Genomic DNA, 11948 nt, shown 5'->3' with positions numbered 1-11948 from the left:
GATCGGAGGATCTTACTCCTCACCGGCAGTTACCAGCGATGACCATCGCTTTACAAAAGTTGACTATCCGAAGAGATCTTCCGTGCGTACCGTCTCGTTCGCTGTCAAGCCCACCCAGCGAACAGACGACGAGGCAAGGAACAACATCAGTTGAAGTTTTCGCATACCCCCCGTAGGGCCTGGCTCGCCGCCGTGGTCTCCGCGGCCCTCGCGGCGACGGGTGGTTCACCCGCCCAGGCCGCCGCCGCACCCGCCGGTCCTGGCTCGTCCCCCGCCACCGCGACCGACCTACCCACCCCACCCGGCACCCACTCGGTCACCCTGATCACCGGCGATACGGTCAACACCCGCCAGAGCGCCAACGGCGGCACAATCGACGTACGCGGCCCGAACGGCGCTTCGACACCCGTGCGGGTGGTGGAGGCCGGCCACGACCTCTACGTCTACCCGCAGTCCGTGCTCCCCTACGTGGCCGCGAAGACCCTCGACAAGCGGCTCTTCAACGTCACCCGGCTAATCGCCGACGGGTACGACGACGCCCAGATGGACCACCTGCCCCTGATCGTGTCGTACGCCGACGCGGCGGCCGGCCTGCGGACCGATGCGGCACCAGCCGGGGTGGCCCGCACCCGCACCCTGAGCAGCATCTCGGGCGCCGCGCTCAGCGCGGACCGCGACCAGGCCGCCGACTTCTGGACGGCGATCACCGGTACCGCCGCGAAGTCGGCCACCGCCGGCAGCGGCGCCGGACGCTTCGGCGGCGGGATCGCCAAGATCTGGCTGGACGGGCGGGTACGCGCCGACCTCGCCGACACCACGGCGCAAATCGGCGCACCCAAGGTGTGGGCCGGCGGGAATACCGGTGCGGGCGTACGGGTCGCCGTGCTGGACACCGGCATCGACGCGAGCCACCCGGACCTGACCGACCGGATCAGCGCGTCCGCCGTGTTCGCGCCCGGCGCCGACATCACCGACCGGATCGGCCACGGCACCCATGTCGCCTCCACCATCGCCGGCACCGGCGCCGCCTCGGGTGGGCACGAAAAGGGCGTCGCCCCGGACGCTCAACTCGCCATCGCGAAGGTGATCAGCGACACCGGCGTCGGACAGGACTCCTGGGTCCTCGCCGGCATGGAGTGGGCGGCGCGGGACGCCGACGCCAGCGTCATCAACATCAGCCTGGGCTCCGACCAGTTCAGCGACGGGACCGACCCGATGAGCCAGGCGGTCAACGCGCTCAGCGCCGAGACCGGCACCCTGTTCGTGGTCGCCGCCGGTAATAGCGGCGCCCCGGGTACCGTCGGCACGCCGGCCGCGGCGGACGCCGCGCTGACCGTCGGTGCGGTTGACGCGAGCGACCAGCTCGCCTCCTTCTCCAGTCAGGGGCCGCGAAACGGCGACGAGGCCATCAAGCCGGAGCTGACCGCCCCCGGTGTCGGGGTGCTCGCGGCCCGGTCGCAGTACGCGCCCGGTGAGGGCGCTTACCAGACCTTGGACGGCACCTCGATGGCCGCGCCGCACGTGACGGGCGCCGCCGCCCTGCTCGCCGCCGAGCACCCGGACTGGACCGGCCAGCAGCTCAAGGACGCCCTGGTCAGCACCACCAAGGCCACCCCGCAGTACGACGCGTACCAGGCCGGCAGCGGGCGGGTCGACGTCGCCGCCGCGGTCCGCGCACCGATAGTCGCCACCGGCGCGATCTCCACCAGCGTGAAGTACGAGACCGCGAAGTCGGGCGGCAGCACGCACCCGGTGACGTACACCAACACCACCGGCCAACCGATCACCCTGGGCGTGACGGTCGACGCGGCCACCGCGCCGGCCGGGCTGTTCAGACTGTCCGCGACGCAGGTGAGCGTGCCCGCGAACGGCACCGCCACGGTCACCCTGACAACGGACACCACCCGGGCCAGCGCCGGCAGCCGGTACACCGGTCAGATCGTCGCCACCGGGGCGGACCGGGTCGTACTGGCCCGTACCGCGATCGCCGTCGGCACCTTCACGCAGTATCGCCGGCTGCGACTGGAGATGACCGACCTGGCCGGTAAGCCGGCCGCCGGGATGATCGAACTGGGCCAGCCGGGTAGCTACGAGCCGGGCTTCGTCGAGACCAACGCGGACGGATTCACGGAACTCATCCTGCCCGAAGGCGTCTATTCGGCGATGAGCTTCCTCAATGTCACCGGCAGCCACGGGCCCAACTCACTCGGCCTGGCACTACTCGGCGACCCCGACATCGATCTGCGCAAGGACATGACGGTTCGGCTGGACGGAAAGGCCGCCCGGCGGGTCGATTCCGCCGTGCCGCAGCAGACCGCCGACACGTTCACCCGGCTCGACTACTACCGCTCGCAGGGGGAGGGCCACTGGCGCACGTTCGTCAACGGCACCGTCTTTTACGACAGCTTCTGGGCCCAACCCACCACGAAGGACGTGCGACACGGCGACTTCTACGTCAGCGCCCGATGGCGTAAGGAGCAGCCGGACCTGAGCGTCGGCACCAAGGCGGTGAACTTCGACGACGTGATCCGCCAGCTGGGCACCACCCGACTGCCGAAGGGCCGCTCGACGCTGGCGGCGGTGTTCGCCGGCAACGGTGCGGCGAGCGACTACGCCGGGCTGGACGCCCGGGGCAAGGCGGTAGTGGTCCGGCACAACTGGGACGTCCGCGACAGCGACCAGGCCGCCGCGGCGACCGCCGCCGGGGCGAAGCTGATGCTGGTGGTCAACGACAGCCCGGCTCGCGAAGTGCGCGACTATTCGTTCTCCCTCGTTCGCACGCCGATCGAGGTGGCGCTGCTCAGCATGGATGAGGGCGAGGCGCTGATCCGACAGATCCAGCGCGGATCGACGAAGGTCGAGGTCGTCTCGCAGCCCATCGCCGACTACACGTACGACCTGGTTCAGGCCTACCACAACCGGATCCCGCGCGAGCTGATCCGGACCGAGTCGAAGAAGACGCTGGCCCGGATCGACGTCGGTTTCAACTTCCCGACCCCGCAGACCCTGGGTGGCGAGTTCCGGTACGACTATCCCTCGTACTCGAACTGGGGCATCGGCCTGACCAGCAACCGGCCGCTCGCCCCGGTCCGCACCGACTGGGTCTCCACCGGCGACCTGTACCGGTGGGGTCAGGACGCGTACATCAACGGCGCGACGTACCAGATCGACCCGCAGACCAGCTACCGGCCCGGCAGCCACAGTACGGAGCAGTTCTTCGAGCCGATCGAACGGCCACACCTGAACAACAACTTCAAGCTGCCCAAGCGTTCGGGCGACAGCCTCAACCTGGACGTGCCCGGTTGGGGTGGGGACGACCACGTCGGCATGGCGATGAACGCCGCCACCCAGACCAACCAGCTCTATCAGGGCTCCACGCTGCTCGGACAGAGCACCAGCACGTGGGTCAGCGGTACCGCGCCGGGAGCGGGTGACCTGCCGTACCGGCTGGTGGTGAAGACGACCCAGGACCCGAAGGGTGGCCCCTACTCCACCAGCACCGAGACGCAGTGGGCGTTCCGGTCGAAGGCGCCCGCCGTCGGGGTGGAGTCGAGTGTGCTGCCGCTACTTCAGCTCGACTACGGGGTCGACACCGACGCCGCCGGGACCGCGAAGGACCGGACCGACCTGACCGTGTCCGCCGCGCACCTGCCCGGCGTGACCGGTTGCGGCAGCATCCGGCCGGTCACCCTGGAGATCTCGTACGACGACGGCACGCACTGGCAGAAGCAGTCGCTGGACCGTTCGAAGGAGGGCTCCTGGACGGCGAAGCTGCGCGCGCCGAAGGGCGCGAAGTTCGTCTCGTTGCGGGCCAGCGCGACGGACGACTCGGGTAACTCGGTCAAGCAGACCGTGCTCCGTGCCTTCGGCGTGCGCTGAACGGCAAGCTGCGATGATCGCGTGGCGTCCAGCCGGCCGGTGCCGGCCGGACGCCACGCGGGGCCGGGGACCGCGCCGATCGGTGCGGTCCCTCGTGGGTCAGACCCACTGGCCCCGGCATAGGCGAATCCACCGGTATCCGTGGCCGGCGACCTTCACCGCGCCGAGCTTGCCCAACTCGCCGTAGCCCCGATCGGCGAGCACGTCGATCGGCAGGTCGGCCTCCGGCTCGAGACTGCTCAGGTCCACCTCGACGTCGTCGGTGCCCAGGTTGTGCACGAAGACCATCGTCCCGGTCGGCCCGTCCGCCCGGTGCGTCAGCACGCCGGGCGGCACCGGCACGTCGATGTGGGTGGTCGAGCCGGAGCCGATCTCCGGCGCCTCGCGCAGCGTACGGATCATGCGCTCGAACCAGGCGAGCAGCGACTTCGAGTCGCTCCGCTGGGCGGTGACGTTGACGTTCTGGTAGCCGAACTCACCCTTGTCGATCACCGGGCGGATCAGCTTCTCCTCCTCCGCCGTGGAGAAGCCGGCGTTCGGCTGGTACGACCACTGCATCGGGGTACGGATCGCCTCGCGACCGGGCAGCGACAGGTCCTCGCCCATCCCGATCTCCTCGCCGTAGCGCAGCACCGGAGTGCCCCGCATCGAGAACTGCAGGGCGTACGCCAGCTCGATGCGCCGCCGGTCGTTGCCGAGCATCGGGGCCAGCCGGCGGCGGATGCCCCGGTCGTAGATGCGCATGTTCTCGTCCGGGCCGAACTGCGCGTACACCTGGTTGCGTTGTTCGGTGGTGAGCCGGGACAGGTCGATCTCGTCGTGGTTCCGCAGGAACGTGGCCCACTGCCCGCCGACGGGAAGCTTCGGGGTGTCCCGCAGCGCCTCGATCAGCGACTCCGGGTCCGCACGGGCCAGGGCGAGCATGAGTCGGCCGTTGAGCATGAAGTCGAAGAGCATGTGGATGCGGTTGCCGGAGCCGCTGACGTCGCCGAAGAACGTGGGCAGCTGGTCCGGCTCCACGTTCGCCTCGGCCAGCAGGACGGCGTCGCCCCGTCGCCACTGCACGTGCTGGCGCATCTCGGTGAGGAACTCGAAGTCCTTCGGCGAGTCCGGGTTGCCCGGCTCGGTCAGCTCGATGATGAACGGCACCGCGTCCATCCGGAAGCCGGAGACACCGAGCTGGAGCCAGAACGACATGATCTTCTTGACCTCGGCCCGGACCTCCGGGTTGGCGAAGTTGAGGTCCGGCTGGAACTTGTAGAACCGGTGGTAGAACCACGCCTTGGCGGTCCGGTCGTAGCTCCAGGTCTCGTTCTGCTCGCCCGGGAAGACCATGCCCTGGTGCCGGTCGTCGGGCTCGGTGTCGGACCAGACGAACCAGTCACGGTACGGCGAGTCCGGCGAGGATCGGGCGGACTGGAACCACGGGTGCTCGTCGGACGTGTGGTTGACCACCAGATCGATGATCACCCGGATGCCCCGGTTCTGCGCCTGGTGCAGCAGCTCGGCGAAGTCACCGAGGGTGCCGAAGCGCGGGTCCACGTTGTAGAAGTCGGTGACGTCGTAGCCGTCGTCGCGGTTCGGTGACGGGTGGATCGGGTGCAGCCACAGGCAGGTCACGCCCAGCCGGGCCAGGTAGTCCAGCCGGCCGATCAGGCCGCGGATGTCGCCGACCCCGTCGCCGTCCGAGTCGGCGTACGTGTCGATGTCGAGGCAGTAGACGACGGCTTCGGAATACCAACGGTCACCCATGCCGGAGGAACATCTCCGGTCGATCACCGCGGCAAACCCGTCCGTGACGGCCGGTACCGTTCCGGTCATGGAGATCGACCTCGTACCGCCGAGCGAACCGTTGGACTGGTCCCGGGGCCGGTGGCTGCACCCGCCGGTGCGCACCGAGGAAGGCCCGGCCGGCGAGTTGGTCGTCGGACCGGCCGCGGAGACCGACTTCTGGCGGCGGACCAGCTACGGCTTCGTGCACGACAACGGCCCCGCCCTGCTGGCGCCGCTGCCGGTCGGCAGCGCCATGGAGGTGAGCTTCCGGCTGGACCTCAGCGGGCAGTTCGACCAGGCCGGCGCGCTGGTGCGGGTGGACGAGCGGACCTGGACCAAGGCCGGCGTCGAGATGAGCGACGGCGAGCTGCACCTCGGCGCGGTGGTGACCCGGGAGTTCTCCGACTGGTCGGTGGCGCCGGTGCCGCGGTGGGCGGGCCGGCAGGTGACCGTACGGGTCAGCCGTGCCGGCGACGCGCTGACCGTGCGGGCGCGGGCCGACGACGAGCCGTGGCGACTGGTCCGGCTCGCCCCGCTGGACCCGGCCGCCGAGGCCGTGGCGGGTCCGTTCTGCTGCGCCCCGGTGCGTGCCGGGCTGACCGTCGTGTTCACCGGGTGGCGGCAGGGGCCGGCCGACACCGCCCTGCACCCGGAGCACTGAGCGCGGGTGTAGCAGGGCCGGCAGTGGGTAACACCCTCCGATCCCCGACAGCCGACCGGAAGGACGACCATGGCGTACGCCCAGACTGGTGACCCGTCCGAGTTCACCGGGTTGACCGGTTGGGTGGCCTCGGTGATCGAGGTGATGGGCCCGGTCGGCGTCGCGCTGCTGGTCGCCCTGGAGAGCATCGTCCCGCCGATCCCCAGCGAGATCGTGCTGGCGATGGCCGGCTTCCTGGCCCACGAGGGCACGTTCAACGTCGTCCTCGTGGTGGTGGCCGCGACGGTCGGCTCGCTGGTCGGCGCGCTGGTGCTCTACTGGCTCGGCGCGGCGCTCGGCGAGGAACGGCTCAAGCGCTGGCTGGACCGCATTCCGTTGGTGGACCGCGACGACCTGGAGAAGGCCGACCGCTGGTTCGAACGGCACGGCCGGTGGGCGGTGCTGATCGGCCGGGTGGTGCCGGTGGTCCGCAGCCTGGTCTCCGTCCCGGCCGGCGCGAACCGGATGCCGCTGGGCGAGTTCATCCTGCTCACCACGCTCGGCAGCGGCGTGTGGAACGCCCTCATCGTCGGTGCCGGCTACGCGCTGGGCAGCCGCTGGCAGAACGTCGAGCGCTACAGCGACTGGTTCAACTACGCGATCGGCGTGGTCTTCGTCGTCATGCTGGTCACCTGGGTGATCCGTAAGGTCCGCCGCCGCCGGGAACGCGACGACCGGCGGTCGGTGACCGCCGGTCGCCACTGATCATCACGACGGAGTCGCGGCCTGCGGTCGCCGGAGCACCACCTGCTCGATCGCCGACCACACGCTCGTGGTCACCAGGTAGATCACCGCGGCGAGCGGCAGCACCAGCGCCACCAGCACCGTCGTGAACGGCAGCAGGGGCAGCAGCCGGCCGAGCGTGGCCGCGCCCGGGCCCTCGGTGGGCGTACCGGCGACCGTGCCGACCGCCGCCTGCGCCCGGCGCGCCCGCCGCGACGACCACCAGGCCACCAGCAGCAGCACGGCCAGGAGTACGCCGAACAGCGGCCCGGCCGCGCCGCCCAGCCCGTCGCTGAGATGGTGCCCCAGCGGCACGCCGGCCAGCCGCTCGTCCAGCAGCCCGGTGCCGCCCTCGCTGGTGGTGAACAACCGGTACAGCACGAGCAGGAACGGCGCCTGGAGCAGCAGCGGCAGGCAGCCGGTGAGCGGGTTGGCGCCGGCCTCGCGGTACAACGCGAACACCTCCCGCTGAAGCGTCGCCGGGTCGTCGGCGTACCGCTGCTGGAGATCGCGCACCTGGGGGGCGAGCGCCGCACGGCGTCGCTCCCCGCGGACCTGCGCGACGGTGAGCGGCGAGATCACCAGTCGGACGGCGATGGTGAACAGCACGATCGCGGCGGCGGTCGCCATCCCGCCGGCCAGTGGTTCGAGCAGGTCGGTGAGCCAGGACAGCGCGGTGCCGGCGGCGGCGACCGTGTCGTGCAGTGGTGCGAAGGCGAGCATGGGTTACCCCTCGGTCCGATTCCGGTGGGGTCCTCCCCCGGCGGCGTCCGCCCGGCGGGAGGACCGGTGACGGCGGGATCGGCCGCGTGGCGCGAGGCGCTACGCGACCGAGGGGTGACCGGGTGCGCGGGGGCGGGGACGACCGGGGGCGTCCGGGTCGATCTGTCGGGGCATCCGACGAGCACGGGAGCGGGCCCGTAGCCCGGCCCACCGCGGCCCGGCGCCGGGCGCACCCGAACGGCCGAGCACCCGCGCCGCGAGCACCACGGCGAGCAGCACCAAGGCGGTCAGCGCGGCACCGGCGAGCAGGTCGGCGGGGCGGCCCGCGAGCAGGGTGAGCTGGGCGAACGCGGACATCCACGCGACCTGGATGACCCCCAGCAGCACCGGCACGGGCCCAGCATAGGACCCGGTGTCACGCCGCCCGACCGAATCGCACCAACCCCTGGACGGCACGCCACGTTTCCCGTCGTCGCCACGTTGGGTAACCAGACGGCGGACCGACGCGGACGGACCGCGGACGGCAGGAACGGACGGTGGTGTCGATGACCGGCCAGGTGGCGGAGGCTCCCAGCGGAACGACCGCGGGGACCGATGTGCTCACCGTTGGTGTCGAGGAGGAGTTCCTGCTCGTCGACCCGCACACCGGGGCCGCGGTTCCCGCCGTCGACCTGGTGATGGAGCAGGTGCCGGCGGAGCTGCGCGGCCAGGTGGAGCGCGAGTTCCAGACCAGCCAGATCGAGATCGGCACTCCGCCCGGTCTGGAGCTGTCCTCGATCCGGCACTCCCTCGGCGTCCTGCGGGAGGCGCTCGCCGACGCCGCCGAGCGGGCCGGCGTACGACTGCTGGCCATCGGCACCGGCCCGGTGGACGGCCCGGTGCCGCCGGTGGTGGACAAGCCCCGCTTCGACCGGATGATCGAACGCTTCCGGCTGCTCGTCCCCGGACCGGGCAACAACGGCATGCACGTGCACGTCGGCATCCCCGACCCGGAGACCGGCGTGCAGGTGCTCAACCACGTACGGCCGTGGCTGCCGATGCTGCACGCGGTGACCACCAACTCCCCGTTCGCCCGGGGCGAGGACACTGGCTACGCGAGCTGGCGGTCGGTGGAGTGGGAGCGCTGGCCGTCGGTCGCGCCGACGCCCTGGCTGGAGTCGCACGAGCACTACCAACGGCTGATCCGCCAGTTGATCTCCAGCGGGGTGATGCTCGACGAGGGGATGCTCTACTGGTACGCCCGGCTGTCGGCGAAGTACCCGACGGTGGAGCTGCGGATCGGCGACGTCTGCCCGTCGGTGGACGACGCGGTGCTGGTCGCGGCCCTGGTCCGGGCGGTGGTGGCGACCGCCATCGCCGACGTCGAGGCGGGCCGGCCAGCGTTGCAGACCGACCACCACCTGCTGGTCGGCGCGCACTGGCGGGCCGCCCACGACGGCCTGGAGGGCGAGGGCGTCGACGTCACCACCGGCGAGCTGCGCCCGGCCTGGGAGTTGCTGGACCGGTTCGTGGAACGGATGCGGCCGGCTCTGGAGCAGCACGGCGACTGGGCGGAGGTGACCGACCTGCTGGGTGGGCTGCGCCGGCACGGCAGCGGCGCCGCTCGGCAGCGCGCGGTGTACGCCCGCACCGGGCGGCTCACCGACGTGGTGCAGGACGTGGCGCGACAGACCCGTGGCTGAGCGCCTCGTGACAGGATGATCCCGTGGCGCAACGGCTGATCGTCATCGGCGGGGACGCCGCCGGCATGTCGGCGGCATCCCAGGCCCGTCGTCGCCGCGATCGCGACGACCTGGAGATCGTGGTCTTCGAGCGCGGCCATTTCACCTCCTACTCGGCCTGCGGCATCCCGTACTGGATCAGCGGGCTGGTCCCCGGCCCGGAGCAGTTGATCGCCCGCGATCCGGAGACGTTCCGCACGAAGTTCGCCATCGACGTGCGGATCCGCCATGAGGTCACCGCCATCGACCTGGACCGCCGCGAGGTGGTGGCCCGGGACCTGGGGGGCGGCGGCGAGGTCCGGGAACATTTCGACGAGCTGATGTACGCGGCCGGCGCGGTGCCGGTGAAGCCACCGTGGGCGCAGGCGGACTTCGGCGGGGTGTTCGGCGTGCAGACCCTCGACGACGGTGCGGCGCTGCGCGAGTGGTTGGACGGCGATCCGCAGCCGCGTCGGGCGGTGGTGATCGGTGGCGGGTACATCGGCGTGGAGATGGGTGAGGCGATGATCCAACGCGGCCTCACCGTGACCCTGGTCGAGCAGGCCGAGCAACCCATGTCGACGGTCGACCCGGACATGGCCGAGCTGGTCGCCGACGCCATGCGCGGCCTCGGCATCACGATCCGCAGCGGCCTGACGGTGACCGGCCTGGAGCAGCGCGACGGCCGGGTGTCCGCCGTGGTCACCGCCGAGGGGCCGATTCCGGCCGACGTCGTGGTCCTGGGGCTCGGCGTACGCCCCAACACCGCACTCGCGGAGGCGGCCGGGCTGCCGCTCGGGCCGACCGGCGCGATCCGGGTGGACCGCCGGATGCGGGTGCCCGGGCTGTCCGGGGTCTGGGCCGCCGGCGACTGCGTGGAAACACTGCACCGGGTCAGCGGCATGCCCGTGCACATCCCGCTGGGCACCCACGCCAACAAGCAGGGCCGGGTCGCCGGGATCAACATCGGCGGCGGGTACGCCACCTTCGCCGGCGTGATCGGCACGGCGGTGACCAAGGTCTGCGACCTGGAGGTGGGGCGGACGGGCCTGCGCGAGCGGGACGCCACGGCGGCCGGCTTCGAGTTCGTCTCGGTGGTCGCCGAGTCGACCAGCCGGGCCGGCTACTACCCCGGTGCCCGGCCGATGACCGTCAAGCTGATCGCCGAGCGGCCCAGCGGCCGGTTGCTCGGTGCGCAGATCGTCGGTTGGTCCGAGGCGGCCAAGCGCATCGACACGCTGGCCGTGGCGCTGTGGAACGGCATGACGGTGGACGATATGACCGCACTGGACCTGGGCTACGCTCCGCCGTACGCGCCGGTCTGGGATCCGGTGCTCATCGCCGCCCGTAAAGCGGTCGACGCGCTCGCCGCTCTCGACCGCTGACCCGCGCCCGCCGTGGAGGACCACCCCGTGACGCAGACCCCGACCAGGCCGGCCACGCGCCGGCGCCCGACGATGGTCGACGTGGCCCGGCATGCCGGGGTCAGTCTGAAGACGGTGTCCCGGGTGGTCAACGACGAGCCGGTGGGGCAGGAGCTGGTGAGCCGGGTCCTCGCCGCCATCGCCGAGTTGGGGTTCCGGCGCAACGACATCGCCCGGAACCTGCGCTCCCGGCAGCTCAACGCCACGGTGGGGCTGCTCATCGAGGAGATCGCCAACCCGTTCTACGCCACCATCGCCAGTGTCGCCGCCGAGATCGCCGCCGCGCACGGCACGATGCTGATCACCGCCTCCTCGGAGGAGGACCCGGAACGGGAACGCGCCCTACTTCAGGACTTCACCCAGCGCCGGGTCGACGGGCTGCTGGTGGTGCCGGCCGGTCTCGACCACTCGTTCCTGCGCCGCGAGGTCGAGCTGGGCATGCCGGTGGTGTTCCTGGACCGGCCGCCGCAGGGCCTGCAGGCGGACGCCGTCCTGCTGGACAACCGGGGCGGCAGCCAGGACGGGGTCGCCGCGCTGCTCGACGACGGGCACCGCCGGGTGGGTCTCCTGCTGGGCGCGCCGAGCGTGCCCACGATGCGTGAGCGGCTGGCCGGGGCGCGCTCGGCCCTGGCTGCCGCCGGCGTCGAGCCGGACGAGTCGCTGGTCCGCGACCGGCTCATCGCGCCGGAGGAGGCCGGGCGGGCGGTCGCCGCTCTGCTCGACCTTCCGGACCCGCCGACCGCCTTCTTCTGCGCCAACAACCGGCTCACCGTCGGTGCCCTACAGGAGTTGCACCGGCGGGGCAGTGCCGCCGCGCTGGTCGGCTTCGACGACTTCGAACTGGCCCACCTGATGCCCCGCCCGCTGACCGTGGTCGCGTACGACACACGGGAGCTGGCCCGGGTGGCCGCCGAGCGGCTGTTCGAGCGAATCGCGGGTGACGACGCCCCACCGTCGACGACGGTCCTCCCCACCCAACTCCTCCCCCGAGGCCTGACCCGCCCCTGAACCTGCCCCCTCGCGATC

The 11948-nt window shown here is 71.5% G+C and carries 9 protein-coding genes; 6 read left to right on the top strand and 3 right to left on the bottom strand.

The genetic code is table 11. The annotated features are described in order from the left end of the window. Window positions 1–150: 150 nt before the first annotated feature. Window positions 151–3879 carry a S8 family serine peptidase gene (locus O7620_RS30895; RefSeq protein WP_278126675.1) on the top strand — a complete coding sequence of 1243 codons (3729 nt, stop codon included), beginning with the start codon at window positions 151–153 and terminating at the stop codon, window positions 3877–3879. Between the two features lie 99 nt (window positions 3880–3978). On the opposite strand, the gene O7620_RS30890 is transcribed toward O7620_RS30895, so the two are convergent. Further along, complete coding sequence (locus O7620_RS30890) at window positions 3979–5631, bottom strand: alpha-amylase family protein (protein WP_278126673.1); 1653 nt, start codon at window positions 5629–5631, stop codon at window positions 3979–3981. Window positions 5632–5698: 67 nt separating this feature from the next. Between O7620_RS30890 and O7620_RS30885 the strand changes: the two genes are divergently transcribed. Together O7620_RS30885 and O7620_RS30880 are read left to right on the top strand one after the other, a co-directional pair. Next, entirely contained in the window at window positions 5699–6313 is a 615-nt protein-coding gene (locus O7620_RS30885) for a DUF1349 domain-containing protein (RefSeq protein WP_278126671.1), read from the top strand. 69 nt (window positions 6314–6382) lie between these two features. Then, window positions 6383–7057 carry a DedA family protein gene (locus tag O7620_RS30880; RefSeq protein WP_151492917.1) on the top strand — a complete coding sequence of 225 codons (675 nt, stop codon included), beginning with the start codon at window positions 6383–6385 and terminating at the stop codon, window positions 7055–7057. A gap of 3 nt (window positions 7058–7060) precedes the next feature. On the opposite strand, the gene O7620_RS30875 is transcribed toward O7620_RS30880, so the two are convergent. Next, on the bottom strand, window positions 7061–7798 hold the full coding sequence (locus O7620_RS30875) for a YidC/Oxa1 family membrane protein insertase (RefSeq protein WP_278126669.1): 738 nt from the start codon (window positions 7796–7798) through the stop codon (window positions 7061–7063). Between the two features lie 99 nt (window positions 7799–7897). Further along, window positions 7898–8191, bottom strand: coding sequence for a DUF6412 domain-containing protein (locus tag O7620_RS30870; RefSeq protein WP_278126667.1), 294 nt, complete (start codon window positions 8189–8191; stop codon window positions 7898–7900). 152 nt (window positions 8192–8343) lie between these two features. Between O7620_RS30870 and O7620_RS30865 the strand changes: the two genes are divergently transcribed. From O7620_RS30865 to O7620_RS30855, 3 genes are all read left to right on the top strand, one after another. Further along, complete coding sequence (locus O7620_RS30865; RefSeq protein ID WP_278126665.1) at window positions 8344–9480, top strand: glutamate--cysteine ligase; 1137 nt, start codon at window positions 8344–8346, stop codon at window positions 9478–9480. A 23-nt stretch (window positions 9481–9503) separates the two neighbouring features. Next, window positions 9504–10883: an FAD-dependent oxidoreductase gene (locus O7620_RS30860; protein ID WP_278126663.1), complete on the top strand. Its 1380-nt coding sequence runs from the start codon at window positions 9504–9506 to the stop codon at window positions 10881–10883. Window positions 10884–10955: 72 nt separating this feature from the next. After that, window positions 10956–11930: a LacI family DNA-binding transcriptional regulator gene (locus O7620_RS30855; protein WP_278127225.1), complete on the top strand. Its 975-nt coding sequence runs from the start codon at window positions 10956–10958 to the stop codon at window positions 11928–11930. Window positions 11931–11948: the final 18 nt, after the last annotated feature.

Origin of the sequence: Micromonospora sp. WMMD710, from assembly GCF_029626045.1 — a bacterium.
Lineage (GTDB): Bacteria > Actinomycetota > Actinomycetes > Mycobacteriales > Micromonosporaceae > Micromonospora.
This window is presented reverse-complemented; position numbering and strand designations above follow the sequence as displayed.